Raw genomic sequence first — 16,308 nt, forward strand, 5'->3', positions numbered from 1 at the left:
GCTAGGCGCGTGACCGCGAGCTCAGATCGGTGACTCCTGCGGGTGGTAGGCCCGCGGCGTGCTCCAATACCTCGCAGAACGCCTCGACATGCCCGCCGACCGCGGGCGACGTCGCGGTCCAGGACGCACGCAGCTCGAGCTGGTGGGCGCGCGGCGGCCCGGAGATGTCTCCGTAGCGCACCGACGTGGTGGCGGTGACGGTGCCGCCCAGGGCGACGACTTGTTCCATACGTGACTCCAGTGCCTCGACTAGCCAGCTCCACGCTACTTCGGGCAGCAGCGGGTCGACCGCCTCACTGGGGTCAAGGTCGGCCTGGATGTAGGCAACCATGCGGATGGTGCCGTCCCACGCGTCGGCCCCTTCGGGGTCGTACAGCAGGATCAATCGTCCGAAGGCGTCGCCGTCGGACCGCTCGGGAATGATGTCGGTATCGGGATGTTTGACCTCGGCGCCCAGGGCGTAACTGTGGGGAGCCAAGCGTTGCGGCGGCCGGATGGGACCCAACTCGATCTCCGACCGCACGACGACGGCGTTCATCGCCGCCACCGCCTCGCGGAATGGGGCCGGTTCGGATGAGGTCACTTGGCGCCGCTCCTGTTCATCCCGACCGTTCTGCGTCGTCACGGCACGGGTCACAGGGATCGACGCTAGACCCACACCCCGACACGCCGCGACAGGCGCGCCGCGTTTCAAACCGGCCGCGACCAAGCCGTTACCAGGCCTCCACCAAAGCTATATGTGCAGCTCAAGCCGCAGTCAGCGGGTGAAACGCGCCTGGCGTTTCTCGCGGTGCGCGGCCAGGCCTTCCTGCACGTCGGGACCGCTGAAACTGAGGAATTCCAGGCCCACCGAGGTCTCGAAGGTTGGGCCCATCATGCGATACCAGTGGTTGAGGCTGCGCTTAGTCCACTGGATCGCGTTCTGCGCGCCCAGCGCCAGGTTCTCGGCGATTCCGGTGGCGGTGGACAGCACGTCATCATCGTTGACGCAGGTGGACACCAGCCCGATCCGCTCGGCTTCCTCGCCCAGCAGCGTCTCGCAGGTCAGCAGGTAGTACTTGGCCTTGGCCATGCCGACCAGCAGGGGCCAGCAGATGGCGGCGTGGTCGCCGGCGGCCACGCCCAGCTTGGTGTGCCCGTCGATCAGCTTTGCGGTCCGGCCCGCCACCGAGATGTCGGCGAGCAGCGCTACCACCAGGCCCGCGCCCACCGCCGGCCCCCGGATGGCCGACACCACGGGGGTGTCGCAGTTGATCATGTTGTGCACCAGGTCGCGGGCTTCGCGCATGATGCGGAGCCGGCCCTCGTAGTCATTGATCGTCTCGTCGATCAGGTCGAAGCTGCCGCCGGAGGAAAAGGCCTTGCCCTCACCGCGGACGAGGACGGCGCGCACCGCGGGATCGCGGTCGATCACCGGCCAGATGTCGGCGAGGTCGCGGTGCATCTGCGGCCCGACCGAATTCAGGCCGGGGGAGTCGAGAACCAGCGTCAGCACCCCGTTTTCCCCGAGTTCGCAGCGCAGGCTGGGAAACGCGTCGTAGCTCGCTGGGGGCTGACTCACTGGCATCTCGAGCTCCTGACGTTCAAACGGTCGCGGTCGTTGATCGTACGCAGCGCAGTTCGGTGTTCTGCGGTCATGGCAGCATTAGGGCTGATGAGTACTCGCCGCGACCTCCCCGAGTCGCCGTATCTGGCCGCCGTGAGCGGCCGCAAACCCAACCGGGTGCCGGTGTGGTTCATGAGGCAGGCCGGTCGCTCGCTGCCCGAATACCGGGCGCTGCGGGCCCAGACCGACATGCTGTCGGCCTGCTTCGACGCCGAGCTGGTCTGCGAGATCACCCTGCAGCCGGTGCGCCGCCACCACGTCGACGCGGCGATCCTGTTCTCCGACATCGTGGTGCCGTTGCTCGGGGCGGGCATCGACCTGGACATCGTCGCCGGGGTCGGGCCGGTCATCGAGTCGCCGGTGCGCACCGCCGCCGACGTGGCCGCCATCAAACCCCTTGAGCGGCAACGGGTTCAGCCGGTGTCCGACGCGGTGTCGCTGCTGGTGGCCGCGCTCGGCAACGTGCCGCTGATCGGCTTCGCGGGCGCCCCGTTCACGTTGGCGTCCTATCTGATCGAGGGCGGCCCCAGCCGCCACCACGCGCGCACCAAGGCGATGATGCTGGCCGAGCCGGACACCTGGCACGCGCTGATGGAGAAGCTGACCGACATCACCGTGGGTTTCTTGCGCGTGCAGCTGGAGGCCGGGGTGGACGCCATCCAGGTTTTCGACTCGTGGGCCGGGGCGCTGTCCCTGGCGAATTACCGCACCTACGTGCAGCCGCACAGCACCCGGGTGTTCGCCGCGCTGGCCGACTACGGCGTGCCGATGACCCACTTCGGGGTCGGCACCGCCGAACTGCTGGGCGCCATGTCCTCGGTCGGTGCGAACGTGGTGGGCGTGGATTGGCGAACCTCCCTGGCCGACGCCGCCGCCCGCGTGCAACCCGGTACGGCGTTGCAGGGCAACCTCGATCCGGTGGTGGCGCTGGCAGGCTGGCCGGTGGTGGAGCGCGCGGCACGCGCGGTCGTGGACGACGGCCGGCGCGCGATCGACGCCGGCGCCGCCGGTCACGTCTTCAACCTCGGCCACGGCGTGCTGCCCGAAACGGATCCCGGCGTGCTGACCGACCTGGTGTCGCTGGTCCACTCCCTATGACTTCTCCCTCGTATTGTGTTGTGGGGGGCGGTATTTCGGGTCTGACGGCGGCCTATCGGCTCCGCATGGCCGTCGGTGACCACGCCGCGATCACGTTGTTCGATCCCGGAGACAGGCTCGGCGGCGTCCTGCGCACCGAGGCGGTCGGCGGGGCTCCGATGGACATGGGTGCCGAGGCTTTCGTCCTGCGCCGACCCGAAATGCCCGCACTGCTGGATGAACTGAATTTGTCTGGACGCCAGCGGGTTTCGACGGGTGCGCGCCCGCTGATCTACAGCCGGCAGGAACTTCGTGCGCTGCCCGCGGGCACCGTGGTCGGTATTCCGTCGTCGGCGGCGTCGGTGGCAGGGCTGGTCGATGAGGCCACGGTGGCCCGCATCGAGGCCGAGCCCACCCGCCCGCTGGCATGGGAACCGGGCGTCGATCCCGCGGTGGCCGACCTGGTGGGCGAGCGATTCGGCGAGCAGGTGGTGGCCCGGTCGGTGGATCCGCTGCTGAGCGGGGTCTATGCGGGTTCTTCGGCCACCATCGGCCTGCGCGCGGCCGCCCCGACGGTGGCGGTGGCGCTGGACCGCGGCGCAACCAGCCTGACCGACGCCGTGGGTCAGGCACTGCCGCCGGCCACCGGGGCGCCGGTGTTCGGGTCGCTCGAGGGCGGCTACCAGGTGCTGATCGATGAGCTGCTCGCGCGCGGGCGCCCGCGCTGGGTGCGCGCCGCGGTGTCGCGGCTCGAGCGCGACGGCGCCGGCTGGACGGTGGTCGACGACACCGGCGCGCGCTGGGCCGCCGACGCGGCGATCCTGGCCGTGCCGGCGGGGCAGTGCTGCCGGCTGCTGGCCGAGATCGCCCCCCGCAGCGTCGCCGCGGCCGGCCGCATCACCAGCGCATCCTCGGTGGTGATGGCGCTCGCCGTGCCCGGCGATACCGCGTTCCCGGACTGTTCGGGCGTGCTGGTGGCCACCGGTGAACGATTGCGGGCCAAGGCCATCACGCTCTCGTCGCGCAAGTGGGGCGCCCGGGGTGACGCCCAGTTGCTGCGGCTGTCGTTCGGGCGGTTCGGCGATCGCGTGGCGGCCGACACGTCCGACGACGAGCTGCTGACCTGGGCGCTTGGCGACCTGGCCACCGTGTTCGGACTGACCATCGACCCCGTCGACGTCCGCATCCAGCGCTGGATCGACGCGATGCCGCAGTACGGGCCAGGCCATGCCGACCTGGTCGCCGAGGTGCGGGCGGGCCTGCCCCCCACGCTCGCGGTGGCCGGCAGCTACCTCGACGGCATCGGCGTGCCGGCCTGCGTCGGCGCCGCCGGTCGCGCCGCCGAACGTGTGATCAGGGCCATCGGAGACTTGGACGCGCGGGTGGCACGATAGGTTCCATGGCCAAGCTCGACTACGACTCGCTCAACTCCACGATCCGCTACCTGATGTTCTCGGTGTTCTCCGTAGAGCCGGGTGAGCTCGGTGAACAGCGCGACGACGTCATCGATGAAGCATCGACGTTCTTCAAGCAGCAGGAGGAGCGCGGCGTCGTGGTGCGCGGCCTCTACGACGTGGCGGGCCTGCGCGCCGACGCCGACTTCATGATCTGGACCCACGCCGAACGCGTCGAAGCGCTGCAAGCCACCTACGCCGATTTCCGGCGCACCACGGCGCTGGGGCGGGCCAGTTCGCCGGTGTGGAGCAGCGTGGCGTTGCATCGGCCGGCCGAGTTCAACAAGAGCCACATCCCGGCGTTCCTGGCCGGCGAGGAACCCGGCGCCTACATCTGCGTGTATCCCTTTGTGCGGTCCTACGAGTGGTACCTGCTGCCCGACGAGGAACGCCGCCGCATGCTCGCCGAGCACGGCATGGCCGCGCGCGAATACAAGGACGTCCGCGCCAACACCGTCCCGGCGTTCGCGCTCGGCGACTACGAATGGCTGCTGGCCTTCGAGGCCCCCGAACTGCACCGCATCGTCGACCTGATGCGGGAATTGCGCGCCACCGACGCCCGCCGGCACACCCGCGAGGAGACGCCGTTCTTCACCGGCCCCCGGGTTCCCGTCGAGCAGCTGGTGAACGCCCTGCCATGACAACGCCATTCGACCCGACCGATCCCACCCGCTTCGAAGAGATGTACCGCGACCAGCGGACGTCTCACGGTCTGCCGGCCGCCACACCGTGGGACATCGGCGGCCCGCAGCCGGTGGTCCAGCAGCTCGTCGCGCTGGGCGCCATCAAGGGTGAGGTGCTCGACCCGGGCACCGGGCCGGGCCATCACGCCATCTACTACGCGTCCAAGGGATATTCGGCGACCGGCATCGACGGGTCGGCGGGCGCCATCGAGCGGGCCCGGGAGAACGCCCAAAAGGCCGGGGTGTCGGTCAATTTCGAGCTGGCCGACGCGACGAAGCTGGAGGGGTTCGACGGCCGGTTCGACACGGTGGTCGACTGCGCCTTCTATCACACCTTCAGCACCGAGCCCGAGCTGCGCCGGTCCTATGTGCAGGCGCTGCATCGCGCCACCAAACCGGGCGCACGGCTGTACATGTTCGAGTTCGGCGAGCACAACGTCAACGGTTTCAAGATGCTACGGTCGTTGTCGGAGAACGACTTTCGCGACGTGCTGCCGGACGGTGGCTGGGAGATCACCTACCTGGGCACGACCACCTACCGGGTCAACGTCAGCGTCGATTCCATCGAGGCGATGGCCGAACGCAACCCCGACATAGCCGATCAGGCGGAGAAGTTGCTGGAGCGTTTCCGGGTGATCGAGCCGTGGCTCGAGGGTGACCGGGCGCACGCGCCGTTCTGGGAAGTGCACGCCACCCGGGTGGACTGAATCGCCGTCAGTGCCAGCGGTACGCGCCGAATTGTAAACGGTTGGAAGGCAAGTGGGCTTTTGCCCACCTTTCAGCGACAACTGGGCAATCGGCATGGCCCGCCGGCGCGGGACTCCTCAGAACTTTGGGAAACGGTCCCGGGCTATCCGCCCGCCGGCACCAGCCGCAGCGAGACCGAGTTGATGCAGTAGCGCTGGTCCGTCGGCGTCGGGTAGCCCTCGCCGGCGAACACGTGGCCCAGGTGGCTGTGGCAGTTCGCGCACAGCACCTCGGTGCGCGTCGTGCCCATCGAGTGGTCGGGCCGCAGGATCACCGCCTCGGACTTCGCCGGGTCGAAGAACGATGGCCAGCCGCAGTGCGACTCGAACTTCTCTGTACTGCGGAACAATTCGGCACCGCAGGCTCGGCATTGGTACACGCCTTCGGTTTTGGTGTCGGTGTATTCACCGGTGAAGGGCCGCTCGGTGCCGGCCTGGCGCAGCACGTGGAACTCTTCCGGGCTGAGTTTTTTGCGCCACTCGTCGTCGCTGAGTTGCACCTTGGGCTGCGACACGTCGGGGGAGGTCATGCATCCACGCTAGCGCGCACGGCCGCGATCCGCCGCGCTCGGCCGTCAGCGCGCGATCAAAACGCGGCTCAGTGGACGTGAGCCGCTGCGCCCGGCTCCGCCGCGAGCGCGACCGCCTCGCGCTCGCGCTCGGCCGTCAGCCACGCCGGATCGATGCCGTCGTCCAGCCGGTTCTCGGCCCTGGCGTCGAGGTAACGGAAGAGCAGCACGGTGAAGGCGACGATCAGCAGCAGTGACCAGCCGTAGGTGATCTTGAGGTAATGCAGCCCGCGGCCGTATCTCATCGCCCGGTAGATCAGCCAGTCGTCCAGCGTCATGAAGCCGTAGATCCCGAGCCAGGCGGGCCAGTTGCGGATCAGCGAATTCCGCAGCACCACCGTCATCAGGAACGGGAACAGCATCATCGAGTAGTAGCCCTGGGCCAGCGGGAGCACCAGCCAGGAACACAGCAGCAGCACGCCCGAGGAGCTGGTGAACCAGAACAGCGGGTCGCGGGTGCGGTAGTAGCGGTACAGCAGCCACAGCGCGCCGATCGTGATCAGGACGAACATGATTCGCATGAACACGATCAGCCAGGTGGGCAGGCCGAAGTAGACGCCGTTGCCCTCGATGGAGCTGTTGAAGTAGTCCCGGGTGCCGCCGATGTACGGCAGCGTTTTGGTGAAGAACTCTATCGGGTGGCTGACCAGCGGCCAGGCGGCGATGTTGATCACCACGGGCACGACGAACGCGGGTATCAGCGTCCGCCATTGCCGGTTCAGCAGCGGCAGCAACAGCAGCGGGCCCAGCACGGGTTTGAGCGTGAGCGTGAGGCCGATCGCCAGGCCAGCCCACCACTGTCGGCTGACCCTCCCGTCCAACAGCCAGCGCAGGAACAGCATCTCGGCCAATAGCACGCAGCCGTTGATGTTGGTGAACACCAGCGTGCTGGTCACGCTCTCGGTGCAGAACATGGCCAGCAGCAGGGCGGGCGCGGCGACCGAGGACAGCGTGAATTTGAACATCCGGAGCAGCAGGTACCAGGCGATCAGGATCGCGACGGTGTTGATCAGGATGAACAGAAACCGCGACGGCGTGAAGGGCAGGTACCCGAACGGGGCCATCAGCAGGGTGCCGCCCGGCGGGTACAGGTAGTGCGGGTCGACGTAGTCGAAGTGCTCGTTGTAGATGTCCCAGCCGTGCCGGAAGTTGAGGACCGCGCGGTACACCGGTTTGAAGTCGTCGGTGATGTTGCCGTTGAGCGTGAGGATGATGCTGCGGTGCAGCACCGAGAAGATGGCCAGCGGCCACAACGCCATCCGCAGCACGGTCGTGACGCTCGGTGCGCCGGTACGGGGGCCAAAGGCTGCCAGGGTCCGATCACGCAGGCCGGTTCGGGTCGATTCAGCTGCCGTCACCAGCGCACCGTACACCGGCGCCCGCGCGGGCCGGAAAGCAGCGTCAGGCCGGGCAGTAGGTGTCGGTGCTGGGCAATTTGCCGCTGCTGAGGTAGCCGATCAGCGGCGCAACGGCGCAGCCCGAGAAGATGCTGGCGCCGTGGCCGATGCCCTGCCACATCACCCGCTTGCTGGCGGCGTTGGCGTTGATGATGCTGGCCGCGGTCGCCGCGACGCCGTCGGTGCCGACGATCGGGTCGTGCTGCACACCGAGCAGCAGCACGTCGACCTTGAGGGTCTTCGGCATGGGCGGCGGCGAGCCGGTGGGCCAGTGCACGCACTTGACCATGTTCAGTGCGGCGACGGTTCCGAAGTCAGGGTAGAGCTTGCCCCAGGCGACGACGAGTTCGCGCACCCGGTCCGGGGTGGGGCGGTTTACCGCGTCGCTGCACACGTTGACGAACTGGCCGTCGGAGTCCTGGATGGCGTTGGCGTGGTTGATCAGGTTGTTCAGCGCGTTGGTGTCGCCGGAGCGGGCGCCTGCGAGCGCGTCGGCCAGGCCGGTGGTGGCGTTGACGCGGCCGCCGGCGGGATAGCCGAGCGCGACGGTGATGGCGTTGGCCACCTGCGCCACCGACGCGCCGCCGGGGCCCTTACCGGCGCGGGCGTCTGCCAGCAGGGCGCTGACGGCACCCTTCGGGTCCGCGCCCAGCGCGCAGTTCACCGCGATGCACTGCGCGGCGAAGGCGTCGAGCGCGGCCTGCTGCCCCTTGACCTGCTGCTCGGCGGCGGCTTCGGCGTTGGTGCCCAACGCAACCGGTGAGTCGAGGATCAACCGGGCCACCTTGTCCGGCCGTGATCCGGCGTAGGCCAGCGCCACCTGCGCGCCGTTGCCGATGCCGACCAGCGCGAGGGTGGGCACGTCCCACAGGCTGCGCAACCGCTCGATGTCGGAGGCGGCGTGCGCGTCGTCGTAGGAGGAGGCGTTGGGCCCGATCCCGACTGCGTCGCCGCAGTTGGTGGTGGCGGTGTTGGAGATCTCGGAGAGGTTGGCCACCGGGTCGTCGCCGGTCTGGAATTGCGACTGGTCGCGCATCTGCTGACGGTCGAACTTGTCGCGGCAGTCGATGGGGCTCGACATCCCGATGCCGCGGCGATCGACGGACACGATGGGGTGGGTGGCGAGCACGTCGGCGCCGGCCCGCGACAGCCAGATCGGCAATTGCGCCGAGGACGGCAGATCGGAGCCGGTGGTGAAGACCAGCGGCCCGGCGTCCTTGGGTGTCTTGTCGGAGCGGGCTCGCACCACGCCGATGCTCAGGGTTCCGCCCCCGCCGTTGGCCGGGTCCAGGTCGGCGTCGTAGTTCGCGCAGTCCAGCTGGACGCCGCCTGCGGCGGGGACGGCCGCGTCGGCGAAGATCTTGGAGGTGCAGTCGTGCCACGCCAAGTCGTTCTTGGGTGCGGCGATCGGCGGTGGGCCGCTGGGCGCCGGCTTCGAGGTCGCCGCCCCCTGCGGCCGCGCACCGGAATTGGTGGCGAAGCGCGGATCGGCGGCCAGGCCCGGGACGCAGCCGGCCAGCAACGCGGTCACCGCAACCAGGATCGTGGCGCACGTGTACGGCCGACTCATGCCGACCACAGTAGCTAGGCCTTGACGTAGCGGGTGTAAAGGTAGCCGGCGTCGTCGGTCAGGACGTGGGCACACCGCATCCGGGTGAGCAGCTGCCCCGAGCCGGTCGCGATGCGTCGTGCCTGGCCGCCGACGAGGCAGGGCGCGATCGTCAGGCACAGCTCGTCGAGCATGTCGCGCTGCATCAGCGAGTCCAGCAGCGTCGGCCCGCCTTCGGTGAGGACGCGGCGCATGCCGCGCGCGCCGAGGGCCGCCAGCAGGGCGGCCTCGTCCACTTTTTCGGGATCGCGGCCGGAGCAGTCGAGCACCTCGCACAGGCCGCTGAGCGCGCGGCGCGTCTGCTCGGCCGCCGCCGTGCAGGTGAGCACCAGCGGCTGCACCGCCGTGCGGGTGAACACCGGCATATCCCGGTTGAGGTGGCCGGATCCGGTGACGATCGCCAGCTGCGGGACCTCGCTTTGGCCGCGGGCCTGCCGCCGCTGACGCTCGGCGGCGCCAACCTGGGCGCCCGAGTAGCCCTCGATCCGCACCGTGCCCGCGCCCACCATGATGACGTCGGCGAGCTCGCGCAGCAGGTTGAAGATGAACCGGTCGCCCGGGCCGCCCATCGCGCCGCTGCTGCCGCCCGTGGTGGCCCCGCCGTCGACGCTGGTGATGAAGTTCGCCCGCACCCACGTCCCGTCGTGTTCGGGATAGCCGTAGAGCCGGGGGAGGTCGCCGTCGTCGAGTCCGCGAACCGAGCCGAGCAGGGACAGCGGCGTCTCCGAGGTCGCGGAGGCCGCGAAACTCTCGAGGCCGCCAGAGTCGGACATGAGTCTGATTGCAGCACGCCGCTACAGTTCCTGCATGCACGGGTCCACCTCCGCGGGCGCTTCGGGCGGCGTGGCCCACCTGGTGGATCGGCACCCGACGGTGTCGCCGCAGCGGCTGATCGCCCAGTTACGACCGCCCCCGACCTTCGCCGACGTGAGCTTCGCGACGTACCAGCCCGATCCGGCGGAGCCGACGCAGGCCGCCGCGGTGGTGGCGTGTCAGGAGTTCTGCCGGCAGGCCGTCGAGCGTCGCGCCGGCCGGCGAAAACTGTTGGGCCGACGAGAAATTCTGCCCGGCGTCGGGCTCTACCTGGACGGAGGGTTCGGCGTCGGCAAGACGCACCTGCTGGCGTCGGCCTACTACGAGCTGCCCGGCGACGGTCCCGGCGCGTCACCGGATGGCCCGGCGCCCAAGGCGTTCGCGACGTTCGGTGAGCTGACCCAGCTGGCCGGGGTGTTCGGCTTCGTCGAGTGCATCGAGCTGCTGGCCGATTACACCGCGGTCTGCATCGACGAATTCGAACTCGACGACCCAGGCAACACCACGCTGATCTCGCGACTCCTATCGTCGCTGGTCGAGCGCGGCGTCTCGGTGGCCGCCACGTCCAACACGCTGCCCGAGCAGCTCGGTGAGGGCCGGTTCGCAGCACAGGATTTTCTGCGTGAGATCAACACGCTGGCAAGCATTTTCACCACCGTGCGGATCGAGGGGCCCGACTACCGGCACCGCGGGCTGCCGCCCGCGCCGCAGCCGCTGTCCGACGACGAGGTGGCCGCGCGCGCCGCGCGGGTCGACGGCGCGACGCTCGACGACTTCGACGCGCTGTGCGCGCACCTGGCCACCATGCACCCCTCGCGCTATCTGACGCTGATCGAGGGGGTGAGCGCGGTGTTCCTGACCGGCGTGCACGGCCTCGACGATCAGAACGTCGCGCTGCGGCTGGTGGCGCTGACCGATCGGCTCTACGACGCGGGCATTCCCGTGGTGGCCTCGGGCACCAAGCTGGACACCATCTTCAGCGAGGAGATGCTGGCCGGGGGATACCGAAAGAAGTATCTGCGGGCCACTTCCCGGCTCCTGGCGTTGACCGCGGCGGCTAATCCAGCTCGCGGATCATGACATAGTCGCTCTCGATGCCGGCGCCGAGTTGAAACGTCCTGGTGCCATTGATGGTGAACCCACTCTTGAGGTAAAAGCGTTGTGCGCGCTGGTTTGCCCGGTTCACGCCCAGCCACACGCAGCGAACACCCCAGTCGGCCGCGACGGCCAGCATGCGTTGCATCAGCGCCGCCGCGGCCCCGCTCGCATGGCGGTCGGGCAGGACATAGATCTTCGACAGCTCGGCGGCCGGGCGGATTTCGACGGCCTGCTGGGCGTCGGCGTGCTCGGAGACACCGCGAACCAGCATGGCGTAACCGACAATCCGGCCGTCCTGGCGCGCGGTGACGACGGCGCGATTTGGATCGCCGAGATACTGCGCGAAGTGGGCGGCCGACAGGTTGGCGTCGATGAACGACGCGATGTTCTCCGCGGTCGCCGACGGCGGACACGCCAACGGAAAGGTTTGTGCCGCAACGGCGGCCAGCTCTGGGGCGTCACCGGAATCCGCCGGCGCGATCTGTAACGTTCCGGTCAGAGGTTCCACTGCGCCAGGTGATAGCCCGTCTTCTTGTCCAGTAGGACGACGGTGGAGACGGGATCGCGGTAGGCGTCCCAATACACGCCGCCGCGCACGATCGCCCCGTTCGGGGCGTTGACGAGCACGTTGTCCAGCGCGTCGGGTGCATCGGAGGCACGCGGCTTGTAGGCGTCGGCGTTGGGGGTCACGCCGTTGAAATCCATCACGGTCGCCATGACGTACGGGTTGGGCACCCGGATCGCGCGGATGGTCACGTCGGCGCGCTCGACGGTGCTGCCCGGAAAGCCCTTGTAGGTGCCTTCGCGGGTGTAGCCGAATCCGGGCGGCGGGTCGCAGGGCCCTACGCCGCTCACCGTGATGTCGGCGATGAACGTGCCGTTGTCCACCCGCAGCGTGTCCCCGATGTGGCCGATCGGCGCGTCCCCGGCCCACGCGCGGGGCATCGGAACCGCGCCGACGACGACGGCGATGACGCCGGCAACGGCAACCAGAAAGGCGGACGCCACCATCGGCCAGCGGTGCATCTTCGCCATGTCGTGCCTCCTCGGCGCCGTAGCAGGGGACCCTCGCATGATTGCACACGCGGTGATGCCGAAGGGAGGGGTCGGGCGCACCGGTCAGCCGTCTCCGGCCGCGCCCGGAGCGGCGTTCCCGCCGCCGGACAGGGATTGGAGCGCCGTGATCAGATCCGCCTCGACCCGGTCTTTGTCGACGCCGCATCGGTGCAGCGGCCCGTCCCCGCCCTCCAGCTCCAGCAGCGCCAGCAACTGGTGCTCGGTGCCAACGTAGTTGTGGCCGAGGCGAAGTGCCTCGCGCACGCTCAGTTCGAGCGCCTTGCGCGCCGGCCCGCTGAACGGAATGAGCTGCGGCGGTTCGGCATCCGCGCGCAGCCCGGAGATCGCGCCGGTCGCGGCGGCACGCAGCGCCTCGGTGTCGACCTTCTGCAGCTGCAGCAACACCGTCGCCAGGGCGGCCGCATCGCCGAGCACACCGAGCAGCAGGTGATCGGGGGTGATCTCGTCGTTGCCCGCTTCGTGCGCGGCGTTCTGCGCCGCCACCACCGCGCCCCGCGCCCGCGGGGTGAAGCGCGCGAACCCCTGTTCGAGATCGAGGGCGGCGGCCTCGGCGCGGGGGACGAAGCGCTTTTGGGCGGCCTGTTTGGTGACGCCCATGCTCTTGCCGATGTCGGTCCAGGAAGCACCGGAGCGGCGGGCCTGATCTACGAAGTGGCCGATCAAATGGTCGGCGATCTCGCCCAGGTGCTCGGCGGCCAGGACGGCGTCGGCCAGCTGGTCCAGCACGTCGGGTCGGGTGGACTTGATGGCGTCGATCAGCTCGTCGAGGCGGATCGGGTAGGCGATGCGGACGGGCTCGGACATGGCGTCAACGCTAGGTTGACGCGGGCGGTGTTGTCAACCGTGGGTTGACGCAGTCATTGAGGGGGGTGCAAAATTGCTGCACAAGATGCGGACTCGTCGCGCGTCTGGGAGTATTTCGAAGTTATGAAGCTCGCTCTGACGATGGCAAGTGTCGCGGCCGTAGTTGGCTTGGCCGCGCCCGCGCACGCCGATGACACCGACGACGCGTTCCTCGCGTCGCTGAATTCGGCCGGCTTCACCTATAACGATCCGGGCCAAGTTATCCAGGCCGCCCACTACGTGTGCTCCGCGGCCGGCGGCGGGACGGGGATGGCGGATATCGCGAAGGCGATGACATCGAAGGCGGCCGCACTGACCGAGGAGAAAGCGGAGAAGTTCACCGCGATCGCGGCCAGCGCGTACTGCCCGGACGCCATCTCGTCGTCCACCCCGACGACCGCGAGTTCGTAACCGGCTGACCCGCCCGCGAGACGCGGGTCGGCGTCAGGTCTGGACCATCGTTCCGACCGGCGCGGCGTATCGGGCGAGGGCGGTGTAGGGGTTTTCGCCAACGGCTCTGCGACAATCGCTGCGTAATGCGATTCCTACCGGTCTTTGCGAGCGTCGCCTTCGCGATCGGCCTGGCCGTGCCGGCCCGCGCCGACGGCGCCGACGACGCGTTCCTCGCGTCGCTGCAGGCGGCCGGCATCACCTTTTCTGACCCGGGCAAGGCCGTGGGCGCGGGCAGGTGGGTGTGCGACACGGTCGGCCAGGGCACGCCCATGGCCGACGTCGTCAAGACGCTGCTGTCCAAGAACCCCGCATTGCACCAGGACAAGGCCAACCAGTTCGCGGCCATCGCCGCCAACACGTACTGCCCCAGCGCCATCACGACAAGCACCCCGAACCCCTCGTAGCACTCGAGATGCCAATCACCAACACGTTTGCGACAATCACTGCGTTATGCGATTTCTCCTGGGGTTGACCAGCCTCGCCGCCATGCTCGTCCTGGCCGCGCCGGCGCACGCGGACATCGACAACGATCAGGACTTTCTCAAAGACCTCCGCGACGCCGGCATCACCTACCAGGACGGCGGCAACGCGATCACCATCGGCAAGTCGGTGTGCGAACTGCTCGACGACGGCCAGTCCGACGCGAAGATCGTGACCGACCTGCGCAACCAGAATCCGGCCTTCCAGGGCGCCGCTGCGGCCAAGTTCACCTACCTCTCGGCCGCGCATTACTGCCCGAAGTACATCACCGGCGAGGACCGCGGTCCGAAGCCGGAAGGGGCCGTCGGCAACTGAGCCGATTGCGGCCGCAATAGGCTGGTGGCCGTGCGCGTCGATCCCGGACCGCTGACATGGGACGCGGCCGTTCAGACCTGGCATGTCGACCTTGTCTCCGCGGCCGTCGTCGCGGTGCTCGCCACGGGATACGCATGGTGCTACCGGCGCACCGGTGACGCCGAACGTCCGGTCCGCGCCGCGAATGCCGCGTGCTTCGGCGCGGGCCTACTGGTGTGGCTGCTGGCCACGATCAGCGCGCTCGGTGCCTACGCCTACGTTCTGTTCTGGGTGCGCGCGCTGCAGGTGTTGCTGCTGCTTTACGTAGTGCCGTTTCTCATCGCGCAGGCCAAGCCGGTCACCGTCTTTCGCGACGCCGTCGGGCCGGCGGGCCGCGACCGCATCGATCGGTTGTTGGCGACCCGGTTCGCGCGCGTGCTCGTGCATCCCGCGACCACGTCGGTGGCGATGCTCGCCACGCCGTGGCTGCTGTACCTGACGCCGTGGTACACCGCGGCCCTGCGGACCGAGTGGGTTGGTGAGCCGACGCGAATCCTGTTGGTGGTCTTCGGCTTCTGCTACTTCTATGCCCGGCTGCAGGAAGACCCCGTACCACACAGGTACCCGCAGTCGATCTCGCTGCTGATCACCGTCGCCGAGGCGCTGGGCGACGGTGTCCTGGGATTGGTCATCTGGCAGGGCTCGTTGATCGGCGCGGCGTATTACGCGGGGCTGCAACGGTCTTGGGGCCCCGACCCCCGGCTCGACCAGACGATCGGTGCCGGCGTCTTGTGGATCCTCGGGGATCTGGTCGGGTGGCCTTTCGTGCTTCTGTTGATGCGCGCCATGTCTCGCGACGAGAAGGTCCACGCCGTCGCGGTCGATGCCGAATTGGACGAGGCCGAGGCGCGAAGCGCCGAGAGCGGCAGCGCCGAGAGTGAAACCCCTGCGCCGTCGGGGCTTTGGTGGGAGAACGACCCGCAGCTGCGGGAGCGGTTCCGCCGCTGAGGTGCGGCTGCCTCAGGCCGCGCGTGCCGTCCACGTGAAGCTTTGCATCTCCGGGATCCGTGGCGCGAGCGCCGCGGCGACGCTGCGACCGATCTGGTCGGAGGCCGCCAGCGACGTGTCGGCGTTCAGAAACCCTTCCACCTCGACGCGCAGGGTCCGCCCGGTCCACCTGGCCCGGGCGTGCGCATGCGTCACACCGGGAACCGAGGCGGCGACGGCCTCGGCGGTGGTGATGATGTCGGGGTCGACGCCGTCGAGCAGGCGGTGCGCGATATCGGTGGTCACCTCCCAACCGACGTGGCAGATGAACCCGGTGACCACGATCCCGGCGACCGCGTCGGCCCAGCCCCAGCCCAGTGCCACGCCGATCAACCCGAGCACCGCACCGCCCGACGACAACGCGTCCAGCCACGAATGCTTGGCGTCGGCCACCATGGTGGCCGACCGAATTCGCCTGCCCACCACCAGTTTGTAGCGGGCCACCAGCTGATTGCCCACCACGCCGACGACGGCCGCGCCGATGCCCCAGCCCACGTAACCGGTGCCGCCATGACGCAGCAGCTTGGTGACGCTTTCGAAACCCGCGACGACGGCGCTGCCCCAGATCACCAGCGCCACCCCGATCCCGGCGAGGTCCTCGGCGCGTTCGTAACCGTAGGGATACCGCTCGGTGGGCAGCTTGCGTGAGGCGCGGAAGCCGATGAACACCAGCGCGCTGGTGGAGACGTCCGACAGGTTGTGCAGCGCGTCGCCCAGCAGCGCCACCGAGCCGGACAGCAGCGCGATGACCAACTCGACCAGGCCGGTCAGCGCCAGTCCGACGGCGCTGACGGCAACCGCGCGATTGGCCTGCCGGCGCTCGCCGGCATCGTCCGCCGCGTTGTCGAGGGGAAAGCTTGCCGCCGGGTCGCGCACTCCCTTGATCACATGCATACCGCCAGCATGCCCTACCCAGCGGCGGCTCCCAAGTCCTTTACGTACCCCTGCGTTCGTACACCGTCACCCGGTCGCGTCGGCCCCACCACAGCACCGGTTGACGGGAATCGACTTCGGCCCACTGTGTTTCGAGGATCTGATGCATCCGGTCATCACCCGTGCCGC

General features: G+C 68.9%; 18 protein-coding genes and 1 pseudogene. 9 read left to right on the plus strand and 10 right to left on the minus strand.

Features of this window, described 5'->3' with window-relative positions; translation table 11 throughout:
* Nucleotide 1 precedes the first annotated feature (1 nt).
* Nucleotides 2-668 (minus strand): annotated as a pseudogene (locus A5760_RS08750) (DUF3000 domain-containing protein).
* A gap of 89 nt (nucleotides 669-757) precedes the next feature.
* A complete protein-coding gene (locus A5760_RS08755) occupies nucleotides 758-1,567 on the minus strand; it encodes an enoyl-CoA hydratase/isomerase family protein (RefSeq protein WP_064879703.1) in 810 nt (269 codons plus the stop codon).
* 87 nt (nucleotides 1,568-1,654) lie between these two features.
* Between A5760_RS08755 and hemE the strand changes: the two genes are divergently transcribed.
* Genes hemE through A5760_RS08775 form a run of 4 tightly spaced genes read left to right on the plus strand, consistent with a single transcriptional unit; the run spans nucleotide 1,655 to nucleotide 5,527 of the window.
* Nucleotides 1,655-2,704, plus strand: a complete 1,050-nt coding sequence (gene hemE / locus A5760_RS08760) for a uroporphyrinogen decarboxylase (RefSeq protein ID WP_064879704.1) — start codon at nucleotides 1,655-1,657, stop codon at nucleotides 2,702-2,704.
* A complete protein-coding gene (locus A5760_RS08765) occupies nucleotides 2,701-4,077 on the plus strand; it encodes a protoporphyrinogen oxidase (protein WP_064879706.1) in 1,377 nt (458 codons plus the stop codon). The genes hemE and A5760_RS08765 overlap by 4 nt, the downstream gene beginning before the upstream one ends.
* 5 nt (nucleotides 4,078-4,082) lie before the next feature.
* Nucleotides 4,083-4,778: a hydrogen peroxide-dependent heme synthase gene (gene hemQ / locus A5760_RS08770; protein WP_064879708.1), complete on the plus strand. Its 696-nt coding sequence runs from the start codon at nucleotides 4,083-4,085 to the stop codon at nucleotides 4,776-4,778.
* Nucleotides 4,775-5,527 (plus strand): class I SAM-dependent methyltransferase, encoded by a 753-nt coding sequence (locus A5760_RS08775; protein WP_064879710.1) that lies wholly within the window; start codon nucleotides 4,775-4,777, stop codon nucleotides 5,525-5,527. Before hemQ ends, A5760_RS08775 begins: the two co-directional genes overlap by 4 nt.
* 143 nt (nucleotides 5,528-5,670) lie before the next feature.
* On the opposite strand, the gene msrB is transcribed toward A5760_RS08775, so the two are convergent.
* The 4 genes from msrB to A5760_RS08795 all read right to left on the minus strand — a co-directional run bounded on the left by msrB (nucleotide 5,671) and on the right by A5760_RS08795 (nucleotide 9,914).
* Nucleotides 5,671-6,096 (minus strand): peptide-methionine (R)-S-oxide reductase MsrB, encoded by a 426-nt coding sequence (msrB, locus tag A5760_RS08780; protein ID WP_064879712.1) that lies wholly within the window; start codon nucleotides 6,094-6,096, stop codon nucleotides 5,671-5,673.
* A 68-nt stretch (nucleotides 6,097-6,164) separates the two neighbouring features.
* Nucleotides 6,165-7,508 (minus strand): arabinofuranan 3-O-arabinosyltransferase, encoded by a 1,344-nt coding sequence (gene aftC / locus A5760_RS08785; RefSeq protein ID WP_064879714.1) that lies wholly within the window; start codon nucleotides 7,506-7,508, stop codon nucleotides 6,165-6,167.
* A 28-nt stretch (nucleotides 7,509-7,536) separates the two neighbouring features.
* The gene (locus A5760_RS08790) at nucleotides 7,537-9,102 is read right to left on the minus strand and encodes an alpha/beta fold hydrolase (protein WP_064879716.1); all 1,566 of its coding nucleotides are present in this window, start codon (nucleotides 9,100-9,102) and stop codon (nucleotides 7,537-7,539) included.
* A 14-nt stretch (nucleotides 9,103-9,116) separates the two neighbouring features.
* A complete protein-coding gene (locus tag A5760_RS08795; protein WP_064879718.1) occupies nucleotides 9,117-9,914 on the minus strand; it encodes a pyrimidine reductase family protein in 798 nt (265 codons plus the stop codon).
* Here A5760_RS08795 and zapE point away from each other — a divergent pair.
* Entirely contained in the window at nucleotides 9,913-11,034 is a 1,122-nt protein-coding gene (zapE, locus tag A5760_RS08800; protein ID WP_155764262.1) for a cell division protein ZapE, read from the plus strand. The genes A5760_RS08795 and zapE overlap by 2 nt on opposite strands.
* Here the strand turns inward: zapE and A5760_RS08805 are convergent.
* From A5760_RS08805 to A5760_RS08815, 3 genes are all read right to left on the minus strand, one after another.
* Nucleotides 11,012-11,560, minus strand: a complete 549-nt coding sequence (locus A5760_RS08805) for a GNAT family N-acetyltransferase (RefSeq protein WP_064879722.1) — start codon at nucleotides 11,558-11,560, stop codon at nucleotides 11,012-11,014. The genes zapE and A5760_RS08805 overlap by 23 nt on opposite strands.
* Nucleotides 11,548-12,078 carry a DUF1942 domain-containing protein gene (locus A5760_RS08810; RefSeq protein ID WP_064879807.1) on the minus strand — a complete coding sequence of 177 codons (531 nt, stop codon included), beginning with the start codon at nucleotides 12,076-12,078 and terminating at the stop codon, nucleotides 11,548-11,550. The genes A5760_RS08805 and A5760_RS08810 overlap by 13 nt, the downstream gene beginning before the upstream one ends.
* A gap of 93 nt (nucleotides 12,079-12,171) precedes the next feature.
* Nucleotides 12,172-12,933, minus strand: coding sequence for a Clp protease N-terminal domain-containing protein (locus A5760_RS08815; RefSeq protein WP_064879724.1), 762 nt, complete (start codon nucleotides 12,931-12,933; stop codon nucleotides 12,172-12,174).
* Nucleotides 12,934-13,056: 123 nt separating this feature from the next.
* Here A5760_RS08815 and A5760_RS08820 point away from each other — a divergent pair, with 123 nt between their 5' ends.
* The 4 genes from A5760_RS08820 (at nucleotide 13,057) to A5760_RS08835 (ending at nucleotide 15,207) form a co-directional block, all read left to right on the plus strand.
* Nucleotides 13,057-13,383 (plus strand): DUF732 domain-containing protein, encoded by a 327-nt coding sequence (locus tag A5760_RS08820; protein ID WP_064879726.1) that lies wholly within the window; start codon nucleotides 13,057-13,059, stop codon nucleotides 13,381-13,383.
* A 125-nt stretch (nucleotides 13,384-13,508) separates the two neighbouring features.
* Nucleotides 13,509-13,829 carry a DUF732 domain-containing protein gene (locus A5760_RS08825; RefSeq protein ID WP_064879728.1) on the plus strand — a complete coding sequence of 107 codons (321 nt, stop codon included), beginning with the start codon at nucleotides 13,509-13,511 and terminating at the stop codon, nucleotides 13,827-13,829.
* 46 nt (nucleotides 13,830-13,875) lie between these two features.
* A complete protein-coding gene (locus tag A5760_RS08830; protein WP_064879730.1) occupies nucleotides 13,876-14,220 on the plus strand; it encodes a DUF732 domain-containing protein in 345 nt (114 codons plus the stop codon).
* A 30-nt stretch (nucleotides 14,221-14,250) separates the two neighbouring features.
* Complete coding sequence (locus A5760_RS08835) at nucleotides 14,251-15,207, plus strand: cytochrome c oxidase assembly protein (protein ID WP_064879809.1); 957 nt, start codon at nucleotides 14,251-14,253, stop codon at nucleotides 15,205-15,207.
* Between the two features lie 12 nt (nucleotides 15,208-15,219).
* Here the strand turns inward: A5760_RS08835 and A5760_RS08840 are convergent, their stop codons facing one another.
* Nucleotides 15,220-16,140, minus strand: a complete 921-nt coding sequence (locus A5760_RS08840; protein WP_064879732.1) for a cation diffusion facilitator family transporter — start codon at nucleotides 16,138-16,140, stop codon at nucleotides 15,220-15,222.
* Nucleotides 16,141-16,308: the final 168 nt, after the last annotated feature.

The sequence above is a fragment of the Mycobacterium colombiense genome (assembly GCF_001665835.1).
In the GTDB taxonomy this organism is placed as follows: Bacteria; Actinomycetota; Actinomycetes; order Mycobacteriales; family Mycobacteriaceae; genus Mycobacterium; species Mycobacterium colombiense_A.

Excerpts from the sequence above, each read along its gene's own strand:
- zapE (WP_155764262.1), top strand. The coding sequence starts at position 9,913 with ATGAGTCTGATTGCAGCACGCCGCTACAGTTCCTGCATGCACGGGTCC.
- A5760_RS08830 (WP_064879730.1), top strand. The coding sequence starts at position 13,876 with ATGCGATTTCTCCTGGGGTTGACCAGCCTCGCCGCCATGCTCGTCCTG.
- A5760_RS08815 (WP_064879724.1), bottom strand. The coding sequence starts at position 12,933 with ATGTCCGAGCCCGTCCGCATCGCCTACCCGATCCGCCTCGACGAGCTG.
- hemE (WP_064879704.1), top strand. The coding sequence starts at position 1,655 with ATGAGTACTCGCCGCGACCTCCCCGAGTCGCCGTATCTGGCCGCCGTG.
- A5760_RS08810 (WP_064879807.1), bottom strand. The coding sequence starts at position 12,078 with ATGCACCGCTGGCCGATGGTGGCGTCCGCCTTTCTGGTTGCCGTTGCC.
- msrB (WP_064879712.1), bottom strand. The coding sequence starts at position 6,096 with ATGACCTCCCCCGACGTGTCGCAGCCCAAGGTGCAACTCAGCGACGAC.
- A5760_RS08840 (WP_064879732.1), bottom strand. The coding sequence starts at position 16,140 with ATGCATGTGATCAAGGGAGTGCGCGACCCGGCGGCAAGCTTTCCCCTC.
- A5760_RS08795 (WP_064879718.1), bottom strand. The coding sequence starts at position 9,914 with ATGTCCGACTCTGGCGGCCTCGAGAGTTTCGCGGCCTCCGCGACCTCG.
- A5760_RS08820 (WP_064879726.1), top strand. The coding sequence starts at position 13,057 with ATGAAGCTCGCTCTGACGATGGCAAGTGTCGCGGCCGTAGTTGGCTTG.
- A5760_RS08790 (WP_064879716.1), bottom strand. The coding sequence starts at position 9,102 with ATGAGTCGGCCGTACACGTGCGCCACGATCCTGGTTGCGGTGACCGCG.
- hemQ (WP_064879708.1), top strand. The coding sequence starts at position 4,083 with ATGGCCAAGCTCGACTACGACTCGCTCAACTCCACGATCCGCTACCTG.
- A5760_RS08765 (WP_064879706.1), top strand. The coding sequence starts at position 2,701 with ATGACTTCTCCCTCGTATTGTGTTGTGGGGGGCGGTATTTCGGGTCTG.
- A5760_RS08755 (WP_064879703.1), bottom strand. The coding sequence starts at position 1,567 with ATGCCAGTGAGTCAGCCCCCAGCGAGCTACGACGCGTTTCCCAGCCTG.
- A5760_RS08825 (WP_064879728.1), top strand. The coding sequence starts at position 13,509 with ATGCGATTCCTACCGGTCTTTGCGAGCGTCGCCTTCGCGATCGGCCTG.
- A5760_RS08775 (WP_064879710.1), top strand. The coding sequence starts at position 4,775 with ATGACAACGCCATTCGACCCGACCGATCCCACCCGCTTCGAAGAGATG.